The following is a 22,854-nucleotide window of genomic DNA, read 5'->3' as shown; positions in this document are numbered from 1 at the left end:
CGGCACTCGACACATAGCAGACTCGTTCCTCGTGCGCCATTATGCGATTCTTCTGATTGATAAATCATAAATTCGTCCATTGGATCAATGTAAAGAAAAATGTCGTCTCCTTCGGCACCCCATCCTAATAGGGAATCAGCCTGCGGTCGGTAAACCGCAGGCCAGTCTCATTACTTATAATTCAAGTAGACAACACGCTTCTGCATGTAGCCTTCCAGTCCGTATTCGCCATCCTCGCCGCCCAGACCGCTCAGCTTATGTCCGCTATGATAACCTTGCATACAGCCGGACATACCTTGATTGACGAACACGGTGCCAACCTGAAGCACGTCCGTACCGTGCATCATCTTCTTCATATCGCTTGTGAACAAGTAAGCAGACAAGCCCAGCTCACTTGAGTTGGTAATTTCAATCGCTTCTTCGAAGCTGGAGATTTTTACAATCGGTAACACCGGACCGAATATTTCCTTCTGTGCTGCAGCCATATCCGGTTTCACATCAACAAGCACAGTTGGCTCGTACCAGTAGCCTTTATCGAAAATGCCGCCAGTTGGACGTTTGCCCCCTGCCGCTACTTTGGCGCCTTGTGCGACCGTTTCTTGAACAATTTCTTCGATCTTCTTCAGATCATTGCCATTCGCTTTTGGCCCCATCGTTACACTGCTATCGAAGGGATCTCCAACTTTAATCGATTTCATATGCTCCAGCAGCTTGGCTGTGAAAGCTTCGGCCACCTGTTCGTGAACCAGCACCAGCTCATTGCACACACATACCTGTCCGCAGTTCGCGAATCTTGCGGAAACTGCTGCTGCCGCCGCCTGGTCAATATCCGCATCCTCCAGAACGATGAACGGAGCTTTTCCGCCGAGCTCCAGTGACAAAGCTGTAATGTTATCGGAAGCGGCCTTGTAAATTTGTTGACCTGCCCGTACACTGCCGGTAACAGTTACCAGCTTTGTAATCGGACTGCTTACCAGAAGCTGTCCTACCTCAGCTCCTGTGCCCGTCACGAAGTTCGCTACTCCTGGAGGGAAGCCTACCTCATGAATCAGGTTGAAAAATTCAGCCGATGCGATCGGCGTCAGCTCATGTGGTTTAATAATCATAGTATTGCCTGTCACCAGTGCCGGGCCAAGCTTTCTGCCGATCAAGGCTAACGGATAGTTCCACGCACATAAGCCAATAGTGACACCGTAAGGAACCTTGCGAATTTGCAGCATTTCTCCTTCCTTATTGGACGGAAGGATATCTCCTTTAATTTTGTTGGCTGATTCCACCGCGTACATCATATAAGCCATCGTATCGTCCACTTCACCAAGCGCTTCACGGTACGTCTTGCCCTGCTCCATCACAAGAAGCTTGGCAAGAAACTCTCGCTTCTCCTTCACCTTCTCAACCAACTTCACCAAATAAGACGCGCGCTTCACAGAAGGGAGCGCTTGCCAAGCCTGTTGAGCCCGCTCAGATGATTCCAGTGCCCTCTGTACATCCTTGGCAGTAGCATCGCTCACAAGCCCAATCACTTCTTCATTCGCTGGATTCTGCACCTCAATTAGTCGATCCGAGGCAGAATCCACCCATTCACCGTCAATATATAAACGATAATATTCCTGTCCATTGCGATTGCCCTTCATCATGTATACCCATCTCCTTTAATTATTATAGTGAGGTAGTAAGAATAAAAATTTTCTAACAGGGCTTTCTTCTACGAACTTTACATCCCCTTGAATTCTGGAGCTCTCTTCTCCTTAAAAGCTGCCTTTCCCTCTTGCGCATCCCTGGTTGTGAAACAGAAGGAGAACAAACTGTTCTCGTATTGCAAGCCTGCATCAAGCGGCATATTCATAGCCGCACGAAGCGCAAGCTTAGCGTTCTCTACAGCGATTGGACTGTATCCGGCAATTGTGTGCGCTGTCTCGTAGACAAGCTTTTTCAACTGATCTAACTCAACGACCTGCTCTACCAATCCACAACGCAAAGCCTCTTCTGCCGTCAATAGTCTGCCCGTTAAGACCATCTCTGCAGCCTTCCCTGCGCCTACCACTCTCGGCAGTAGCTGTGTGCTGCCGCTGCCTCCGATCCAGCCCAGCTTTATTTCACCTGCGCCAAACTTAGCATTGGAAGAAGCTATGCGAATATCTGCATGCAAGGCAAGCTCGAGTCCCCCACCAATTGCATAGCCATTGACCATTGCAATTACAGGCTTGCGAATGCTGCGAATCGCCATACAATAATCGTCGCGGTTACGCAGATCCCATGGACTTCCGTAATCGTCCAATACCTCAATATCACTTCCAGCCGAGAAGCTTTTCTCACCCTCGCCAGTCAAAACGACGACCCTTATCCTTTTGTCCCTATTAATTTCCTGACAAAGAAGACTCAACCTCTCACCCATCGCACGAGTGACAGTATTCAGTTTGTCTGGCCTGGATAGGGTAATCGTCCCGATATAGTTGTCAACCTCATACCGAATATCATTATTCTCCATCGATCAACCCCCTATCATCGTTTACTTTGGAAGCCTCGAGCCCGAAATCCTTATTAATTTGTGCAGTATGTTCGCCGACAGGAGGCGCTCCCTTTACATGTTTAAGAAGTTGGCCGTTCACCCTAGCCGGATATCGGGTCGTCTTGAACACAGCTCCACTTGGCCTTACGACCTCCTGGAACATATCCAGTACTTTAATTCCTTCATGCTGGAGAGCTTGCTCCCAATCAAACACCTCTGCGCACCAATAATCAGCCCGCTCCAAAATATCGAGCCAGTGCTTTGTCGACCTCGTCTTCAGATGACAATTCAATAATTGCTTAATGGTATCGCGCTCATCGAACCAGGACTCCTGCTCTGTATATTGGAGCAGCTCTTCGCACTGTAGCAGCTTTCCTAGCGTAAGAATGGAGCCCATAGCCAAAGCGATATACCCATCCTTTGTTTCATAGATGCCATACGGTGCGCCTAAATAGGCATGCGCATTGTGGAACCCACTCCGCTTGGGAAGTTCTCTAGGCTCCTTGTTCATATAAGCACTCAGCACTTCAAATTGAAAGTCTAGCGCTGCCTCCATCAGACTAATTTCTACAAACCCTCCGACGCCTGTTTTCTCCCGCTTATACAGCAAGCCAAGTAAGGCCTGAACAAATATCGAGCTTGTATGCAAATCGATTGTTGCCAGTCCGAAGGGGACCGGTGGCTGTTCGGCATCGCCGTTCAGCCATGCGAGACCGGACAATGATTGCACGAGCAAATCCTGTCCCGGTTTGTTCTTCCAGGGACCTTCCACACCATAGCCGGTAATACTGCCGTATATGATGCCAGGATTCAGCTCCTTAACTGACTCATAGTCCAGACCTAGCTTCTGCATCGTGCCGGGACGGAAATTTTCTATGACTACATCCGCCTTCTGTATCAGCTGTTTGACTCTAACGAGATCGGCCGGATCCTTCAGGTTGGCAGCATAGCTCTCTTTGTTCCGATTCATCGATTGGAATACGGTACTCTCCCCATCGACCCGAAGATTAGATAAGGTTAATTGACGGCTTCCATCACCCGCATTCGGTCGTTCAATCTTGATAACTCGAGCCCCCAGATCAGCTAGCCGAAGCGCAGATACAGGCCCTGCCAAATATTGACTGAAATCCAATACAACGATATCCTCTAATAGCTTCATCCTGTTCACCTCCCTGCTTCCTGATATTCACGCCTAATATGCATATACATTTCATTTAAGGTTTGAATGACCGTTTGTCGTTCAGGTGTTTGACTCATTAATCGATAACGAATCAGATTACCCGCCTGCTCCTGGAAGCTGATATAGCCATGGAATCGAGGTCTCAGCGAGCCATGCATCAATGTCTCCAATGTACGCTCGAAGAAACCTCCGGACATACGATTCACCTCAGGATCCAGCCACGCTTCCCGATGACCAGGCTGACCATCATTCAAGAAAAACGACGTTCGTTGGAAGGAAGGAGAAGCCACCATAACTGCAAACTTCGCAGCTATATCGACATACCGACATTTCGACGAGATTGCAAGTCCCACGCCGCCAATCATGCTTCCGCTTGGCACTCCGCTGTCAGACGGAATATTGCCGAAACTCGTGACGAATGGTCTAAAACCTTCTCTTGCATAATTGGAATAGCCGTAAATAAGCGGGACGTACGCAATTTCATTGCTGGTTCCCATAAGATCCAGCATTTGAATGGGATCATGATGAACCGATTCCGAATGAAGATACGGCATCAAGCCTTCCATTAGCGCGAGCGCCTGCTCCCCTACCTCCATAGGAAGATCAATGCCTTCACTCCAGTAAGCCCGGTTTGACAGCTGTGCACATAAAGTAAAGAAGGTCGAATAGGCATGTACTGGAACCAACGGAAGACCAATATACTGTCCCTTCGGCAGCTTCTTGGCAATCGACAGCACATCGCTCCAGCTCCGGGCAGGCTGCAGTCCAGCCTGATCCAGCAAATCCTGCCGGTATGCGCTGACTTGAGCTGCTGCATCCACAGGCAACGCCCACTGTTTCCCTTCATACGTATAACTGGCATAGCTCAGACCTGTCGAATGAAACTCCTGATCCTGCAGGAATGCTTCCTCTACTAGACCATTCAAGGGCAGCAGCAGCTGCTTCGCTACCGCAGTTCCAATATGAGGGTGATCAATCATAATGAAATCATACTTATCTGCAAGCAGCTCAAGCGGATAAAGCTCGAAATCCGACAGAGAACGCGCATCCCATTCAATCTCGACATCTGGCTCCAGCTTGCGAAATGCCTCTGAGGCGGCTACCAATGGGTTCAAGCCTCGCTCATGAGACCAGGTCATTCCTTTCAATTTCAATTTTATCACCATCTCTTCAACGTTTAATCATAAATGTACAACTACGAGTGAGACAGCCATTCCAATTCGATTGCACCATTATGCTCACCGATGTAAGGTGCTCCTCTCGAAGATTGCAGCCGGTAGCCATTCAAACGAATGGGACAAGAAAGCGCAGTCAATCGAGCACCATTACTTCTATAAATATTCTGTGTGATATTCAGATCGCGGAACGCCTCCTGCCCCAGAAGTTGTTCCCAGTTAAGCAACTCCTCACAAGCAATGCCGGCTTTCCTCAGTTGAATGCACCAGTAGTCTGCAGGCTTTGTTAGTAATAATTGTTGTATGCTGTCAGCTGTCACTTCGTTGATTGTTGCCGAAGAGAAGTGTGCTTCTAACGCTTTCTTCAATTCGTACAGAGACATTTCTTCTAGCGCTATATATCCCGTAGCTGTAGGATACAGGCCTTTCAACCATCGGCTGGATTCAGCTTCTCCAGCACCCTCGTTAGAGCACCTGTCCGGCATCCACTTCTCATCCCAAATCTCTTGCATGACGTCCAAGGTAGATTCCAGCATATTAACCTCCACCAGTGCGCCTGTCCCTTGTACAGATCGACGCACAAGAGCTGCCAGAATACCTTGCACAAGATGGGCACCGGTCATCATATCTGCGATGGCAAGACCGAATGGTATAGGCCTGTGTATCGCATCGTCGCGATTCAGCCAGGATAGACCAGTAAACGCCTGCATAAGCAAATCCTGTCCTGGTCTCCCTCGAAGAGGAGTATCCCATCCATATCCGCTAATAGAACCATAGATGAGAAACGGATTGATCGCCTTTACCTCTTCATATCCGAATCCAAGCTTCTCAATGACACCCGGTCGAAAGTTCTGGATCATAATATCCGCATGGCTTAACAATTTCCTCACCTTATGTCTGTCCGATTCCGATTTCAAGTCGACAGCATAACTTTCCTTGTTCCGATTAATCGAATGAAACAGCGTACTGTCCCCGTCCAGCTCCATATTAGATATATAGAGTCTTCTGCATATATCCCCACCGTCCAGTCGTTCAATCTTAATGACTCTTGCTCCCAAATCTGCTAATCGCAAGCCGGCATACGGACCGGACAGGAATTGACTGAAATCAAGAACTAATAAGCCTTCCAACGGTCTCGGTATCATGACATTTCACTCGCACTTCGACTTAATCTTTAACAATGACGCCTAGAGCAACTGGAATTCCTCCTCAATCCTGAAGTTGTCCTCGCCCGCTCGTACAATTCCTCGACGACTCCTCATATGTTTACCGTCGATACGAATAGGACAACAAGTAGTTAAGAACAATCCTTGCTCCTCCACTTGCACGCTCTGTACATTACGCAAGGCAACAAACCCTTCATGCCGAAGAAGATCGTCTACGGTCTGCACCTCGGCACACCAGTATCCGCCTTCTTCCAAATCGTTCACCCAGACAGCTGCCGGCTTGCTCCTCAGATGATCAGCAATCAACTGCTTAATTTCATCCCTCTTCAAGAACCAACTAGCAGGATCTGTATAGGAAGCTAAGGCGCGGCATTGCAGCAGCTTTCCCAGTTCAAGCACTGACCCCATCGCAAGAGCCAGATATCCGCTCGCCGTCTCGTAAATACCATATGGTGCTGGAAGATAAGCATGCGCATTATGGCTCAAGCTTCTCTGCGGCAGCTTTCCTCCATCATTAAGATGAGTGGTCAGCACCTCGAATTGATAATCAATCGCCGATTCCAGCAGACTAACTTCTACCAGCATTCCAACTCCCGCTTTGGAACGTTGTACAAGCGCAGCTAGAATACCTTGAACAAGGTTGGCACTTGCAAACATTTCCACAGTCGAAAGTGGGAACGGAATTGGCGGATCATCCGCATTCCCATTCAACCAGGGTATACCTGTAAGCGCCTGGACGAACAAGTCACTATATGGCTTCTTCCGCCATGCTCCCTCTCGTCCGTAACCGGTAATGTTGGCATGAATCAACGAAGGATTTAGCACCTGCGTTTTCTCATAAGGAAGCATGGCCGCCTGGGGGGAATCAACAGGAAAACCTTCTATTAGAACGTCTGCTTCAGCAATAAGCTTGTGCAGTTTCTCTACATCTTGATCTCTAGTGAGGTTGAATAACAATCTTTCTTTATTGCGGTACAAGCTGCTGAGCGGCAGCTGCTCATCCTCAATCTGCTCTATCCTGACGACACGTGCCCCAAGATCAGCCAGTCTTAACCCGGCGAACGGACCAGCAATCTGCGTACTGAATTCCACAACGAACAAACCCTCTAACGGAAGCAAGCTACCCCTCCTAAGCGATGGACATAACAGACTTCAAAGCAGGGAAAGGGATCGAACAAACGTGAGCGTATGTTCATCCCCTCCAGCATCAAGAATGGTTAACTTCGTGCCAAATATTCTAGATTACTCAAGCTCCCAGAGCTCTGGGTTGTAGCGGTAATAGCTGCTACCGTATTCATCACGCAGCTTCCTACTTTCATCGAGATGCTCGTTGCATATGCGCTTCGCCTCAGCTTGATCGCCAATGAGCAGCTTGTATTCATTGCTTGCCAGAACACTGCCTGCTTGCTTCAGATTGAGCGTGACTGTGAACTGGCCTGTGGCATCGGCATCAACCTTCCATGCAATATCGCTAAATTTTGCGGCGCTATTCGAAGCGATCTGTGCAGCTATTGCTCCGCTGTGAACGACCTCGTCCTTATGATTGCAAAGCGTCCACTCCAGTACCGTATCCGCATACTCCTTATGATAATCGTTGACAATCCACAGTTCGCCTTGGAACGTCTCTCCCGGATTCCATCTTCTTTTCTCAAATGCCAAGCTTGGCAGAAGCGGCTGATAACTTGTCTTTACGTAGTCGAAACTAATTTTCTTCAAGCCATAATAATCGACGAGTCCCCATTTAATGTCGGGCCAATGCGTAATGAAGTGACAAAGTGACACACCGCTCATCCGCGGTTTCCGTCTCCGGTACAATTCAAGTGCAAACTGTAGAATTGTGCCGTGCGCAATCTGAGTCGATTCTACGAATTGCTCCAGTGAATCCATTCTCTTATCGCCGAACACTTCAATGTTCAATCCTTGGAGAATGTGGATATCTGCCCAATGATAACCCCAGCTTGGTCCCATAGGCCATAGCTCATTCTCCGGAATAAACTTCTTCAAGCTTTCAATCGAAGGAGCTGACGCCGCGGTTAATTCAGGAATGATCGAGCAATCAAGCGAAGGGTAATATTCCTCCATGAAGGTGCCACCACCGCCGTAATAATGCTCATTAGCGTGCTGGGACTCCTTAGGTTTGAATCCCATACTCTGACCGAACTCATTGCTAAGCGGTGATGCCAATCCGTATGGAACAGACGTATATGCTCCAATTGCTACACCGATCGCTTCCATAAGCTCTTTATTGCCGCTCTCTACATGTGCATCCGTAAAGAATACTTCTTCTCCGCCCATCCAATAAATATTGGATGGATGATTGCGGCGAAGTTTCACAATTTCAATACATTCCTTCGACACGGATTCCACAAAAGCTGGATCATTGGAGAAGGCTTGTGTGGAGAACGTGAAGTTTGTCCATACTGTAATACCAAGCTCATCGCATAGGCGGTAGAAGGTTGGTATCTCCGGCGGATGCCAGCCAAAAATTCGCAAATTGTTAATATTGCATTCCTTCACCAGTGACAGCAGATGTTCATACTTCTTCGTGCTGTTCCTTCCATATAAGAAAGATGGCTGGCCTCCCCAACATGCGGAGCGCAGGAATTGACGTTTACCATTAATAACGAAGGTCCATGGATATTCGCATTCTTCTTCTGTAAATCCCGGATTTTTCTCCATCTGAATCGTACGAATACCGATTCTGTCCTGTACACGATCCAATTCAGAACGATTCTTTGCAACTGTAATTTCCAGATCATACAGATGTGGAGTTCCCATGTCCCAAGGCCACCACAGTTTTGCGTCCGGAACCTCTACACTTACTTCTACGAGACCGTTGCCTGATCGAACATCAGCCTCCACTGTACGAGTGATTGTCTCCGATGTGAAGTTGTGGCCCTTCATCGCAATCTGAAGTTGAATGCTTTGATTCTCTGCAGCCATGTTGTCGAGTTCCACTTGCAGATGGACTACAGCGCCTTCCTCCTTAAGCTCGGATTCTGAACGATAATTAATAATTCGCACATCCTCCGTTGCAACCAAGCGTACCGGACGCCATATGCCGAATGGCACCAAGCCAGTGAAATAATCGCCGGAGAAGTTCACCTTCTTGCCTCCAACATTGCGGAAGTTCTTTGGCGGCGGATCAAGCTTGACAGCCAGCTGATTCGAACCACCAGCCCAATTATCGAAGTTCAAATATTGACTGACCTCAAAGGAAAAAGGAGAGAACATACCCTCATGACTACCCAGCAGTTGGCCGTTTAGCCACACGGTACAGCTATAATCGACACCTTCAAATTCCAGATGAATCTTCTTGCCTTTCATCTCTTCAGAGACGTTGAATCTCCGAATATACCACCATTCGTATTCTTGCACCCACTTGGCCTTGTGCATATTACGTCCAAAATAAGGGTCCTCTAATTCGCCAGCACGCTGAAGATCGGTATATACATCTCCTGGAACAGATGCGTAATTCCAGCTAAAGATTACACCTTGACGCTCTGCAGGAAGGATATGGAATCCCTCTCGTTCTCCTTCGCCTACTCTCATCTTCTCCATCTGCCAGAGCTTTCCGCTTAAATCCTTCACTACTCTCGACATTCCAGAACCTCCAGTACTGCAATCGCATTTTTACAGAACAACAACCCAAAAATAATAAATTATAACTAATTTTCGAAACGTTGTTCCGTTTTAAACGATTATACATTTGGTTGTACTTTGCGTCAATACTGTTTTCATTCATCTTCTTTAAATACAGGTCTTAAGGTAAATTGGAAGTCGAACTGCTTCTCATTCAACTGATACTTCTCCATCAATTTAGGGCCACAGGAGTTCGAGCCGACACCACTCATCTTGTAATCGAGCTGAACAATCGTTTCCTTCCTCTTCCGCAGCTCATACGTGTGCTTGGCTGCCGTAAGATCCTGAGGCAAATAATTCGAAACATTAAACGAGAAAGATGCAGTGCTATCCATCAACATGCCCATGCCAAGCTCATTGGATACGATGACCCATTCCGTGCCCCATCTAGAGCCATTCTCCTGCGGCATAATGTAACACTCGCTCATCTGATCTACACGCTGCAAATATCTACCTTTGCGTACGCTCTGACGCTTATCTATATAGCTCTCATGCGGTCCGTACCCGACGTAATCCACCGTATTCATTGCTGCAGGCATTCTAAGCTGCAGACCAAAACGAGGCAGGAAGTCAATCTCTTCCTTCACCTGTACACTTGTCTTCACCGTTATCGCACCTTGAGCATCTACATGCCACTTAGCAACACCCCGCACAATCGGCTTGCGTGTGTAGATGCCTAAAGAAAATTCTGTTGTAACAATAACCTCTTCCTCGCTTGGTTGCTCCCAATCGCAATGATAGACTTTCATACTGGCATGCTCTAGCCCTTCATATTCCCATCTAGAGGCTATCACCCTATCGTTATCAAGTGGAGCTCGCCACATATTGAAGGATAGAGGATGCTCCAACAACTGCACGCCATGTCTGGTCAACTGATTCGGCACACCTCTGCGTAAATCAAAGGAGTGACTGAAGTCGAAGCCATCTATACGAAGCATGCGATCTTGTTCAAGCACTTGGATAGATACATGAGAAGCTTTGTTTTTATATGAATTAAGAGCCAAGCTTTCTTCACTCGCCGTATATTCAAATTGTTGGAACATGATCTCATGACCACGCTCCGCCCATATATTCTGCTTCTCTAAGCAGCAGGATATAGTCAAGCAGATCGTCCCAATCGCGCTTTTATCCGATTGAAATGCTAGCTGTACTTCTTCTCCGGAATGAGGAGGCGTTCGCAGTCCGCGCAGCTCGCCTTCTTCTAAGAGGACGCCCTCTCGCTCCACCTTCCAGTAAAACACCAAATGGGATAGGTCAATGAAGTCATACAGGTTTCGAATGAACAGCCGTCCCTTCTCAAGCTCAATCGCTTCAATTCGAACAGGTGCTATCACCTGCTTTAGTTCAAGCAAACCGGTATGCGGTGTACGATCTGGAGCAACAAGTCCATCGATGCAGAAATTCCCGTCATTCGGCTTGTCACCGAAATCACCGCCGTAGGCATAATACACTTCTCCATGCTCGGTCGTCCTCTCGATGCCGTGATCGCACCACTCCCACACACAACCACCCATTAGCTTAGGCTCGGCATAGATCACGTTCCAATAATCCAGCAGATCTCCAGGGCTATTGCCCATAGCATGACTGTATTCGCACAAAAACAACGGCTTGTCATTTGACTTATCTTTTGCATAAGCCTCAATCTCCGGAACGGATGCATACATACGACTTTCCATATCCAGCACGCTTACATCCGGATTACCGAGATATAGGGATGCTGCTCCCTCATAATGAATCAGTCTGGAGTTGTCTCTCTCCCTCGTCCACTTCGCCATGGCAATGTGATTATGACCATAGCCTGACTCATTGCCCATCGACCAGATCACTACACAAGGATTATTCTTATCTCGTTCCACCATCCTAATCGCCCGATCGACGAATGCTTCCTCCCAATCCGGATTGTTCGACAACTCATGAAATGCAGGATACGATTGCATGCCAAGTCCCTTCGCCATGTTGTCCCAGGTCTCAGCTATTGCTAAACCATGACATTCTAGATCTGCTTCATCCACAACATAGAAACCGTATTCATTACACAGTTCAAGAAATCTAGGATCATTCGGATAATGTGAAGCTCGTATAGTATTAATATTGTGCTGCTTCATCAATTGAAGATCATTAATCATATGCTGCAGCGGAATTGTCTGACCAAGGCTCGGATGAGAATCATGGCGATTGACACCCTTCAGTTTAACGGGAACGCCATTGATCTGAAAGACGCCCTCTCGAATCTCAACACGGCGGAAACCAACGTTGAAGCGAATAATCTCTTCTCCCGAGGATAGAAGAAGTTCATATAGTACCGGCTGCTCGGCATTCCAAAGCTTAGGCTCAGTAACCTGCATCTGAAGCTGACCTGTCTGTCTAACTTCTTCTTGCATCTCTACTATTACATTGCCGCTTGGATCTCTCAGAACAGCATGTACAACAGCTTCACCAGTCATCTCTATCTCTATATTCAGCTTCGCTTCCTTGTCGTCGTTCAACAGCGAAGTACGAACGAACACGTCGCGAATATGCACCTTATCCCGCGCCAGCATATATACATCACGGAATATGCCGGTGTATCTCCATAAATCCTGATCCTCCAAATAAGTGCCGTCACAATATTTCAGTACCATAACCGCCATTCGGTTAACGCCTGGAACGAGGTGATCGCTGATGCGAAATTCTGCGGGAATTCGACTTCCCTGGCTATATCCGACAAAATTCCCATTAACCCATACATAGAAGCATGCATTCACTCCCTCGAACACGACATATTTTTCTTTGTTACTCCATTCCGACGAGATGTGAAAGTCTCGAATATACAGTCCTGCTGGATTATCATCCGGCACAAATGGCGGATCGCACGGTATCGTATAATTGAGATTCGAATAATGCATTTGATCATATCCGTTGTTCTGCCAACAGGAAGGAACTAATAAAGAAGACCAGTCTTCTGCATCAAAGTTGGCTTCGTAAAAGCTTTCACACACATCCTCTACGCTGGAATGATATTGAAATTTCCATGCACCGTTCAAGGTTTGATAATAGGGAGATCTTCCCCTCTTTCGCGAAGCAGCAGTCTCTGCATTCGCATACGGAATGTAATAGGCCCTTGGCTTTTCACGATTTATGTGCAAGGTATGGGGGTCTTCCCAATATTTATCGATCTTCAACAACGTTATCACTCCTATATTATTGTAAGTGTTAAATGTACAGATGATACGAAGAGCACTCGTTTCCAAAGGGATCCAAGTGCTCTCAAATATTTATTGCCTCCTCAAGATATCCAAACCTGATAATTCGCTTTCACCCTGGTCGCGATCCATTCATTAACATCCCATAGATCCGCTACAGGCTGTTTTGTATAAGCAAGTGTCGGCATATAAGGAACAGGTCCGAATTCCGGTGTCATCGTGCTGACGGATTCGCCTTGAGAAAGTCGGTAGCTGAATATGCGCTTCCACCAGCCCTCAAAGCGTTCTCGTTCCGCTGTCCATTCCGGCGCTCCGGGATGCGGAACCTGAGGACCTTGCGAGAAGCCAATTCTGCCATGAATATGATGCGTATGAGTAATGGCCAGGGCGATCTCCTCCTCCATATCTTCAAGGAGTGATTCACACACATTCGTCCAATGGCTAAAATCCGCGGTAATGCGTAATTGCGGGAACTTGTTCAACAGCCTTGCTGTTGTCCATGGCGAAAACATTGCCCGATGCCTGTGTGTCTCATGTGCAACCACAATGGCATTGTCAGACTCTATACGCAGCGCCGCGTCAAAGAAACGATCCTGCTCACTGTCGCTCATGCGATCTCGAGCGCTGTGCGAAACGATAAACTGCGGCTGGAAACCGATAGCTCTCTCCACTTGCTTCTTAAAAGATTGAATATGATCTTCACCGTCTGTGAAGATCTGGGCTATATAAGAAAGTGAGTAGGCTTGAAGCGCTTCACGGAATTCTTCCTCCTGCTCAGGCAGAGGCATAGGCGCTTCAATGCCGGTATAACCCGCATCCGCTGCCCGCTTGAATTGGTCACGATACGTGCCTTCCATTCCCCATAATGCTTTATATAACTGTAGTTTCATGAATATCTCCTTTTTTCGAGCTATGCATATGCAACTTATACTAATCGAGCTCAAACACCCGTTCCTCACTAATCGGGTCGTAAATGGCAATCATACGACACGGTGATGCCAACGCCTTCCCCCGTTAAGAGTGCTATCTGCCCATCCAACCGCCATCCACCGTTACAATAGTTCCGGTCACATAGTCTGAAGCAGAGGAAGCCAGGTAAATAGCTGCCCCGTTCAGATCCTCTGGTCTTCCCCAGCGAGCTGCAGGAATTCGATCTAGGATCGCCTTGTAGCGGTCAGGGTCTTGTCGCAGCTGCTCGGTATTATCAGTCTCGATATAACCAGGTGCAATCGCATTCACCTGAACCCCCCGCGAGGACCATTCATTAGCCAGTGCCTTGGTCAACTGTCCGATACCGCCCTTACTTGCCGCATATCCCGGTACGTTGATTCCACCCTGATACGTAAGCAAAGAAGCGGTGAATATGATTTTGCCCGCACCTCGCTCCAGCATTCCTTGCCCCATCTCCCTCGCCAATATAAACTGGGAGTTTAAGTTCACCTCGACGACGTGATCCCAATAATCATCTGGATGTTCCGCTGCCGGCTTGCGCATAATCGTACCGGCATTATTCAACAAAATATCAATATCAGCATGCTCTTCCTTCACCTTGGCGATGAAAGCATACAAAGCTTTACGGTCACTGAAGTCGCAGGCATATCCGGTGAAGCTTCGCCCTTCATTGCGAACCTCTTGCTCCACTTCGCTACCTGACTCCTCCAGTGTTGCACTGACTCCGACAATATCCGCTCCAGCTTGTGCAAGCGCAACTGCCATCGACTTGCCAATGCCTCGCTTGCAGCCTGTCACTAATGCTTTCTTGCCACGCAATGAGAATAATTCCAAAATATCCATCTTGCTACCTCCCACTTAATTGCATTGGATAAGAATCTTCATAACACCGCTTCCTGATTCCATCTGCTCGAAGCCCTCTTGAATCTGCTCAATCGGGTAAATCTTGCTGATAATACGCTCAAGCTGGAGCTCACCGCTCGCCGCAAGCTGAATCGCTTGCTCGAAGTCCTCATGTTCGTACACACGTGCGCCTAGTAGCTGAATCTCTCTCCAGAAGAAACGATGCAAATCCACTGGAACAGGCTTACTGAAGATACCTACGATTACAATTCGTCCTCTTACCTTAGGCAGCTTGGTCATAACCTCGGCGCCAGCGAGCGATGAGGTTACCTCGAACACAACATCAGCCCCTTTGCCGCCTGTAGCCTCCTGAACGTATTCCGCCAGATCCTGCTCATTCGAGTTACAGATTTCAAAGCCCATCTCAGACAGCAGTTGGAGCCGGTATGGATTAATCTCCGCAACGACAACTCTGGCACCAGCGGCACGGGCAACGAGTGCGATCAACGTACCAATCGGTCCTCCACCAATTACAACAACATACTCTCCAGGCGCCACCTTACCCAATCGAACGTCATGACACGCTACTGCCAACGGCTCAATCATTGCACCATGCTGCAAGCTGAGATCATCAGGCAGCATATGCAGTGTGCTGGCCGGTACAGTCCAATATGATTGGAAAGCACCGTCTGTCTCGATTCCCATAAACTTAAGACGATGACAGATATGACTGCATCCATCCTGACAAGCAGGACATTCACCGCATGGCCCTAGCGGCCTTACAGTTACTCTGTCTCCCGGCTTATAGGATGTCACCTCCTTGCCGACACGCTCGATTACTCCCGACATCTCGTGACCCATCACTTGCGGCAGCGTTACACGATGATCCATATGCCCGTGATAAATATGCAAATCCGTACCGCATATGCCTGCATAGGCCACCTTTATTTCAACCTCACCAGGTCCTGGTTCTTTGCGCGATCCAGCTCCGACTACAATGTTTTTATTTCCCTCATAAAATGCAGCTTTCATTCTGTTCACTCCCTGTTATATCATTAAAATATTTGCTTATAAGGCTGTAATAGCTCCCATCGGAATTCCACACCAGTACCTGGTACATCTGGCGCTACAGCTCTTCCATCTTGAATGACAAGCGGTCGTTTCGTATATTGATCGATCGGGAAACTGTGCACTTCCAGATAAGAAGCATTCGGCATAGCTGACATCAGACTGACATGGAGCTCCTGCATGCCATGTGTGCAAACTGGCAAGTTATAAGCATATGCCAGATTCGCAATCTTCAACCAGCCTGTAACACCACCAATATTAGAAGCATCCGGCTGAGGGAAATCAATCTTGCCCCGAGTAATCATATTTACAAATTCATAGACGGTATGAAAATTCTCTCCTGCCGCAATAGGTAAGCCTCCCTCTGCACCGATACGACGATACCCATCATAATCATCGGGAATCGTCGGCTCTTCCAGCCAAAAGATATTATATGGTGCTAACAGTTGTGCTGCTTTAATAGAGGTCTCGACTGACCATTTCATGTTAGCGTCAACCATAAATATCCGATCTGGTCCAATCAACTCTCTGACAGCTGCCACTCGTTCAATATCCTCAACTAATCGTTCTTGACCCAGCTTGATCTTGACTGCCTGGAACCCCTTGTCCAAATAACCCTTAATATTGTCCAGCAGCTTATCCTTAGTGAAATTTAGATCGATCGCACCCGCATAGGCTTTTGTAGAAGAAGCATGACCGCCAAGCAGTTTCCATAAAGGCTCGTCACTGCTCTTCCCACGAAGATCCCATAGGGCAATATCGATAGCCGAGATCGCGAACGAGGCGATTCCTCCACGACCGACATAATGAATCTTCCAATTCATCTCTTCCCAATGCTTCTCGATGCAGCTGGCGTCCTTCCCAAGCAAAAATGGCTTCAGATCATGCTCGATCATCTGACAGATCGCCCTTCCACCAACACCTCCGGTATAGGTATATCCAACCCCCTCACTGCCATTCTCCAACACAATCGTGACGGTAATCAATTCGAAGTGAGAATGAATGCCATGTCGTGCATCTCCTAGTTGCTCCACCAAAGGTACGAGGAAATAGTCGGTTTGAATATCAGTAATTCTCTTTCTTTTAGCCATTGTGTTCACCCTTTATTATCATTGATCAGAAACCAATCGTTCCAATTAATTAAATGTTATTACACACAATGCGTTTAGTCAATATAAAATCAGAACAACGTACCATTTTATAAATAAGATTGACTCATATCAAAACATTAATTAAAATAACGGAATAGAGATGAAATGAAAGAAGGTGCTTTCTTTGAAAATTGAAGCGAATAAAACAAATTCTACGTTAGAACGTGCATTATTTCTGCTTGAGCAGCTGTCATTAAATAAAGGCGGATCCGGAATCGGTGAATTATCGGAAGCGACTCAGTTGCCCAAGAGCACAACACATCGCATACTGGAGACACTTATGAAGGCTGGGTTTGTGATGCAGGAACCGTCAACGGAGAAATATTTTGTGGGACTGAAGGCCATAGAAATCGGTATGGCAGGACTTCATAACATTGATCTGGTAGAAGCTGCGATTCCTCATTTACAGGACTTGGCTGAGCAAACAGGCCAAACTGCGTTTCTCGCCGTCTATAATGAAGGTGAAGTAATCTACATTTATAAAGTAGACGGAAGCGCATCCGTCATTATGAATGCGATTCTCGGTTCAAGAAACCCCGTTCATTGTACAGGTCTCGGGAAAGCCATTATGGCGTACTTCTCGCTTGAGGCTGTCGACAAGATTATCAACGAAAAAGGGCTCAAGCAATATACGCCAACGACGATAACAGACCATCAGCAATTTCTTCAAGAGCTGAGCAAGATCCGACAATCGGGCATTGCCATCAATCGCGAGGAATACGATGATGGATTAAGCTCCATCGCTGGACCCATCTTTAATTATACAGGCAAGGTCATTGCAGCCATCAGTGTAGCCGGGCCAACCGCTCGCATATTTGAAAAGCAGGATGAACTGGAATCGTATGTCAAGGAGAAGTCCTCTCTTATCTCCAAACGACTAGGTTTCGTGCCTTCCATGCGCTCCATCTACCTTTCCTAACTTCTACAAAGGACGTTGGCTCTTGAGCCAGAGTCCTTATTTATTGTGTGCATACAAGAAGCCGAGCGTCCTTGCAGACAACTCGGCTCATCCCTCTTAATCCTTCTTTTGTTTCGCTTTCTTCCCTAACCAGAGAACCTCCGGATTAATCTTGTTCGCATAATAATGCTTATAATCCTCAACCGTTCTGAATTTGAGAATATGATTCCATTTCGTGTGAACATTATGGCACAAGCCCCAACGAATGCCCTCCAACGGACTACGATCTGTATCCTCTGTCCGAAATGGTCCTGCCGCTTCAGGTGGATTCTTGATAACGGCTTCAATTTCGAAGTTAATGCCGTCAGGTGCATATTGAATCGTATTTTTCTCCGGGCCATCTGTCGAGAGAAGTGCAGCCATGCCGCCTCGATAGTGCCAAAGCAAGGTTTCGTGACCGCTATTGGTAACCGGATTATATTCCGATTTCACGTATGGACCCTCAGGATGATCTGAGATCGCTACCCCCCATTTGGTTGTCCGTCCGCCAAAGTTCATCTCTTCACCCTTCTGCTCACCTTTATAATACAACCAGAACTGATTATTATAATAGAACAGAACAGGATCATGCACCTTCAAACTGTCGAAATCGCCTTTATGCTTCACCGTCAAGCGATTATCATCATCACCGAACCATTCGCCGTTCATTGCAGGACGAAGAATAGGAGCATCGAGCTTACGCCACGGACCTTCTGGAGATTCCGCTACTGCCATTGCAATATTCTCATACTTTCTAAGTAGATATTGTCCTTCAATGACTTGATACACAAGATAAAACTTGCCATCATGATGCAGAATTTCCGGCGTGAACACACTTCGGTCATCGTAGGACCCCTTCGGCCCCCGTCCGACTGCCATTCCACGTTCAGTCCAGGTTGTGCCATCTGGAGAGGTGGCATACCACACATCGGATTGATCCCACGGGAACACCTTACTATCCGGATCGCCTGTGTTAAAACCAACGGCTTCTCCTACCGACTTCGTATACCATACATAATATAAGTCTCCTACCTTAATTACACTACTCGGATCACGGCGATGAATTCCCTCTTCATACCCCAAGCCTTCGACAGGCTCATACTTAAACTCACAGAACCAGTCAGCATTTTTTGTATATTGTTTGGCTCGAATTGTTGCAGCGCTTTCTTTTTTCATTCCCATACCCTCTCTCTTGAATTTTATAAGATATAAAACCATTCTACTATAAATTAAATATAAATTTCGGAATACATTTCGTTTTGTTTGACATTTAGATTATAACTCTCTATTCTATTTTGGTCAAGAATATGTGGAAGAATACAATTCAAGAAAGAACCCCAGCCTGCATGCAGACTGGGGTTCGCCAATTGTGATCTTATACATCCTTCTTATAGACAATAGGATTAAGCTTGCTTGCCGCCAGATCGCCAGGAGCTAGGCCTGGAAGCCACTTTTGCAGGTCTTTCTTGCGGGCATTCGTATCCGGCTCAATGACCTTTGCGCCATCTGCGTAATAGATAACTGTCATGACCTCGCGCATAGTGTTGGTCGGATTGCCAGGTGCGCTGTGCAGCGTCCAGCCGTAATGCCAGGTTGCGTCACCCGCTGCCAGTGCACCATAATTTTCAACCTCAAGACCTTTGGCCTCGATATATTGACCCAACGTTTTTTGTGATTCATCAGAAATAGCCAGCTTGCTAATATAACCAAATTTATGGGAGCCGTTCGCAAAGTTCATCGAGCCCACATCCTCAGAGACTGGAACCAACGGCATCCACATCGTGATGAAGTTATCCGTATCTACAGGCCAATAGATTTGGTCCTGATGCCAAGGCGTGATTCCGCCTCCCGGCTCCTTGAACAGCGCCTGGTCATGATAAATTCGAACCGCATCTACCCCCATCAGCTCGGCTGCAATCTTGGCGAACCGGCGCGCAAATACGAAGCGTTGGATTTCAGCGGATTTTTCCCAAATATTAGATATTTGGATAAAAGCTTTGCCATAAGTATCTCGCTCTTCTATCGGCTTATCATGATAATTAAGCTCTTTCACTTTCTCCCCGATGATAGAACGGTATACGGCAACCTCATCGCTCGAAGCTACCTGATTCAGCTTGATATGTCCCTTTTCTTGAAACTGTTGAATTTGCTCCTTGGAAAGCTGATAATCACTTGAAAGCTCTGGTAGATTATTCAAATCCGACATCCCTATTCACTCCTCGAAATGTTTTTGACTCTTGATATCCCTTATGTTATCATGTCCATACTTCTTTGTAATTGAACTATTGAGGTCAATAGTTGTACTTTACCGACTTATTAAACAGGAGGGAAATTATAGTGCAGTCATCATCGCAAGCCAAACAATTAAACCCGGTTGTGCATTGGGCACAGCAACATAGACAAGCCAAGGAACGCGTCATTGAACGGCGTATTCGGGATTTTGAGATCCTGCTGCTGGAACATGGTGAAGTCGAGGTACAGATCGAATCGGAGCCTTCGTATTTAGTTCAACCTGGTCAGTTCTTCCTGCTGCCCGCAAAACTCAAGCACCGGGTAGAGGTCCTATCGGATCCGGATGCGCTGTTTCTAGGCGTTCACTTCGATTTTTACGACGAGCTTCGTATCACTAAGGATGAGGACATCATTGTTTCCGTTGATCATGAAGACGATGATTATTATTGCACTATGCCGGATATGGCGGAGTTCCATGAATGGATGACCACCGGCAGCATGCATACAACCTCCGAGGTATACAGCGTGCTGGAATCCATCATCCATGAATTCACTCATCGGCCCGCCGGGTACATGATGTGTTGCCAAGGCCTGCTGCTGCAGCTGTTCTCTCATTTGTCAAGAACATTCCGGCATCACCAGCATCGGGCGAATGCCAGTGCAGGCATGCAGCTGGCAATCGCCGAACTTGCCTCTGCTATTGAGCAGAATGTGGGGGATCGATGGTCCAACGAGAAGATGGCGGACATGCTAAACATCAACGTGGATTATATGGGACGTCTGTTCAAAAAATGTATGGGCGTCAGCCCAAATAAATTTGTCCAGCAGATCCGTCATACTGAGGCGAAGCGCCTGCTCCGCGATACAGATGGCACTATCGAATGGATCGGCCATACGATCGGCTACTCCGACGTGCATTACTTCGTTCGGATATTCCACAAATGGGAGGGTATGCCTCCAGGCGAATATCGCAAGTTCTGCAGGCTGCTATAGTCTCTGTTATGCATGATAATCCAGTAGCGAAATATTATTCATAATGAGTAATCCACCGGCAACGACAAGCGGAAGCATATTGGAAACCCCTGTCATCAGGTGCTTATAAATCCCGTTACGCTGCGGCTTTCTTGTTTGTGTCTCTTGTTTTGTCTCCTATTTGTTTGGTGCCGCTTCCTTCGCCAATGCTTCCTCCAGCAATCCCTTTGGATTCCGAATGGCCTCCGCCACAGGAAATTTTAACGATCGGCTTTCCTTCAAAACGCGCCTCCTGAACATCCGTATCTGCAGCAATAATAATCGCATGTGCAGCTTCAATTTCTTCCTCCGTAATACCGCCCTCGACTCCCATTGCCTCCCACTTTTCAACCTTCAAAGAAATATTCATCTCTTTGGCTGATTGCTCTAAAGCTTCAGCCGACATATAAGTGTGGGCAATCCCTGTCGGACACCCTATTACCGCTAATATTTTTTATTCATTAATCTCCCCTCCCATGTCACACTGGGTCTAAGCCCTCACATTCCTTCGTCCTGCCTCTCAAGGGGTGGACGCCGCTTCTTGCTCCTTTACTGGGTCGTTGCCCTTATGGAAATTGTTTCTGTGGCTACTCCATGCTTCTGTTGTCGTGATTGAAAACCTAAGTGATGCAACTGTTGATGTTTGAACCTTCTATGTTGATGTTTGAACCTTCTATTATGCTGCCATCTGAAGCTGGGACTGGCGTAACGGCCCCAAAACATCGATAGGGTTGTAACGAATTTGTTTTGTCCCCAACGTGTATAACACTCGAATGAGTTTTCCACATAGGGCGACGATGGACTGCTTCTTTTTTAATGGATTGTTTGCACGTTTTGTGTAATATTCATGCAATGCTTTAAACTCAGCGTTTTTCGCTACCATCGGCAGTACCGCCCGGAACAACAATGCCCGAAGGCGGGATCGTCCACGTTTGGTGATTGTGGACTTGCCCTTCCTCTTGCCGGAGCTGTTTTCTTTCAGGTTGAATCCGGCAAGACGTATGATTTGTTGACCGTGATCGTAGCCTCGTAGATCTCCGACTTCCGCCATAAATCCGGCCAGCGTGACGACTCCGACCCTTGGTACCGTCAGCATTTCTTCGGAACCGGGAACTTACCCAAGCAGTTGTTCCACCTGTTGCATGATGTCTTCAAGTTGCCGGGCGAATAATTCGTATTGCTCCAATAAAGCCTTCAACTCCATCTTGGCTGCGACGATACCTTCGGTTAGTCCGATGGAGGATTTGGCGGCTTGAACCAATTGCTCCACTCTCTTCATCCCTACAGCACGTTTCACGTCTTGCTTCCAACGCTTCAGAATCGTATAGGCGCCTAGAGATACGATGTCTTGTGGCGTCGGAAACTCAGACAGTGTGATAAGCGATGCTTTGCCTTCCCAGTCTTTAAACACCTGTTGGTATTCCGGAAAGAAGCGGTCAAGCCAGTTTTGAATCCGCCTTTGGACTTGCCCGAAATTCACCATCACTTTTTCCCTCAGATTCATCAGGATGCGTAAGTCCGCATAGACGCTCTTTGGGAATTTCGGTTCGGTGTACTTTCCGTTTCGGATCAAATCCGCGATCACTTTGGCATCTTTGTAATCGTTTTTCGTCGGTGAATTATCCTCAAGCTCTTTGCTCTTATTCACATGGTGGGGATTAACGACAATCGCTTTAATGCCTTCATGCTGCAGAAATTCCGCCAGCGGGAACCAGTAGCGTCCGGTCGGCTCGATGCCGAAGATCACATCGGTTTTGGCACATTGCCTCTGAAGTTCCTTCATCCACGATCGGCTCATCAGCACGCA

General features: G+C 47.2%; 17 protein-coding genes and 1 pseudogene. 2 read left to right on the top strand and 16 right to left on the bottom strand.

Annotation, left to right across the window (positions count from 1 at the left end; all coding sequences use genetic code 11):
* Window positions 1-170: 170 nt before the first annotated feature.
* The 12 genes from aldA to BCV73_RS34175 all read right to left on the bottom strand — a co-directional run bounded on the left by aldA (window position 171) and on the right by BCV73_RS34175 (window position 16,807).
* Window positions 171-1,637, bottom strand: a complete 1,467-nt coding sequence (gene aldA, locus BCV73_RS34230) for an aldehyde dehydrogenase (RefSeq protein ID WP_089550017.1) — start codon at window positions 1,635-1,637, stop codon at window positions 171-173.
* Window positions 1,638-1,714: 77 nt separating this feature from the next.
* Window positions 1,715-2,488: an enoyl-CoA hydratase/isomerase family protein gene (locus BCV73_RS34225; protein WP_009225469.1), complete on the bottom strand. Its 774-nt coding sequence runs from the start codon at window positions 2,486-2,488 to the stop codon at window positions 1,715-1,717.
* A complete protein-coding gene (locus tag BCV73_RS34220) occupies window positions 2,478-3,668 on the bottom strand; it encodes a CaiB/BaiF CoA transferase family protein (RefSeq protein WP_009225470.1) in 1,191 nt (396 codons plus the stop codon). Before BCV73_RS34220 ends, BCV73_RS34225 begins: the two co-directional genes overlap by 11 nt.
* A 5-nt stretch (window positions 3,669-3,673) precedes the next feature.
* On the bottom strand, window positions 3,674-4,852 hold the full coding sequence (locus BCV73_RS34215) for an ABC transporter substrate-binding protein (protein WP_256993103.1): 1,179 nt from the start codon (window positions 4,850-4,852) through the stop codon (window positions 3,674-3,676).
* 32 nt (window positions 4,853-4,884) lie between these two features.
* Window positions 4,885-5,994 carry a CaiB/BaiF CoA transferase family protein gene (locus BCV73_RS34210; RefSeq protein ID WP_256993102.1) on the bottom strand — a complete coding sequence of 370 codons (1,110 nt, stop codon included), beginning with the start codon at window positions 5,992-5,994 and terminating at the stop codon, window positions 4,885-4,887.
* A 57-nt stretch (window positions 5,995-6,051) separates the two neighbouring features.
* Window positions 6,052-7,149: a CaiB/BaiF CoA transferase family protein gene (locus BCV73_RS34205; protein WP_009225473.1), complete on the bottom strand. Its 1,098-nt coding sequence runs from the start codon at window positions 7,147-7,149 to the stop codon at window positions 6,052-6,054.
* Between the two features lie 123 nt (window positions 7,150-7,272).
* Window positions 7,273-9,633, bottom strand: a complete 2,361-nt coding sequence (locus BCV73_RS34200; RefSeq protein WP_009225474.1) for a glycoside hydrolase family 2 protein — start codon at window positions 9,631-9,633, stop codon at window positions 7,273-7,275.
* Window positions 9,634-9,767: 134 nt separating this feature from the next.
* Complete coding sequence (locus BCV73_RS34195) at window positions 9,768-12,845, bottom strand: glycoside hydrolase family 2 TIM barrel-domain containing protein (protein ID WP_313955169.1); 3,078 nt, start codon at window positions 12,843-12,845, stop codon at window positions 9,768-9,770.
* A 92-nt stretch (window positions 12,846-12,937) separates the two neighbouring features.
* Complete coding sequence (locus tag BCV73_RS34190) at window positions 12,938-13,744, bottom strand: sugar phosphate isomerase/epimerase family protein (RefSeq protein WP_036645469.1); 807 nt, start codon at window positions 13,742-13,744, stop codon at window positions 12,938-12,940.
* Between the two features lie 133 nt (window positions 13,745-13,877).
* The gene (locus BCV73_RS34185; RefSeq protein WP_009225477.1) at window positions 13,878-14,648 is read right to left on the bottom strand and encodes an SDR family oxidoreductase; all 771 of its coding nucleotides are present in this window, start codon (window positions 14,646-14,648) and stop codon (window positions 13,878-13,880) included.
* A gap of 15 nt (window positions 14,649-14,663) precedes the next feature.
* Window positions 14,664-15,680 (bottom strand): (R,R)-butanediol dehydrogenase, encoded by a 1,017-nt coding sequence (locus BCV73_RS34180; protein WP_036645471.1) that lies wholly within the window; start codon window positions 15,678-15,680, stop codon window positions 14,664-14,666.
* A gap of 23 nt (window positions 15,681-15,703) precedes the next feature.
* Window positions 15,704-16,807, bottom strand: a complete 1,104-nt coding sequence (locus tag BCV73_RS34175) for a mandelate racemase/muconate lactonizing enzyme family protein (protein ID WP_036645474.1) — start codon at window positions 16,805-16,807, stop codon at window positions 15,704-15,706.
* Between the two features lie 184 nt (window positions 16,808-16,991).
* Here BCV73_RS34175 and BCV73_RS34170 point away from each other — a divergent pair, with 184 nt between their 5' ends.
* The gene (locus BCV73_RS34170) at window positions 16,992-17,786 is read left to right on the top strand and encodes an IclR family transcriptional regulator (protein ID WP_009225480.1); all 795 of its coding nucleotides are present in this window, start codon (window positions 16,992-16,994) and stop codon (window positions 17,784-17,786) included.
* A 96-nt stretch (window positions 17,787-17,882) separates the two neighbouring features.
* Here the strand turns inward: BCV73_RS34170 and BCV73_RS34165 are convergent, their stop codons facing one another.
* Together BCV73_RS34165 and BCV73_RS34160 are read right to left on the bottom strand one after the other, a co-directional pair.
* Window positions 17,883-18,980, bottom strand: a complete 1,098-nt coding sequence (locus BCV73_RS34165; protein WP_143811925.1) for a glycoside hydrolase family 117 protein — start codon at window positions 18,978-18,980, stop codon at window positions 17,883-17,885.
* Between the two features lie 199 nt (window positions 18,981-19,179).
* Entirely contained in the window at window positions 19,180-20,010 is an 831-nt protein-coding gene (locus BCV73_RS34160; RefSeq protein ID WP_009225482.1) for a phytanoyl-CoA dioxygenase family protein, read from the bottom strand.
* A 131-nt stretch (window positions 20,011-20,141) separates the two neighbouring features.
* Between BCV73_RS34160 and BCV73_RS34155 the strand changes: the two genes are divergently transcribed.
* Entirely contained in the window at window positions 20,142-21,029 is an 888-nt protein-coding gene (locus tag BCV73_RS34155; RefSeq protein ID WP_036645477.1) for a helix-turn-helix transcriptional regulator, read from the top strand.
* A gap of 115 nt (window positions 21,030-21,144) precedes the next feature.
* Here the strand turns inward: BCV73_RS34155 and BCV73_RS34150 are convergent, their stop codons facing one another.
* Together BCV73_RS34150 and BCV73_RS36255 are read right to left on the bottom strand one after the other, a co-directional pair.
* Entirely contained in the window at window positions 21,145-21,453 is a 309-nt protein-coding gene (locus tag BCV73_RS34150; protein ID WP_009225484.1) for a PTS sugar transporter subunit IIB, read from the bottom strand.
* A 270-nt stretch (window positions 21,454-21,723) separates the two neighbouring features.
* Window positions 21,724-22,836, bottom strand: a pseudogene (locus tag BCV73_RS36255) (IS110 family RNA-guided transposase); the annotation flags it as partial.
* Between the last annotated feature and the right edge of the window lie 18 nt (window positions 22,837-22,854).

This window comes from Paenibacillus sp. SSG-1 (assembly GCF_002224835.1).
Lineage (GTDB): Bacteria > Bacillota > Bacilli > Paenibacillales > Paenibacillaceae > Paenibacillus_AQ > Paenibacillus_AQ favisporus.
The sequence above is the reverse complement of the archived record's forward strand: the minus strand, read 5'-3'. Positions and strand labels throughout refer to the sequence as shown.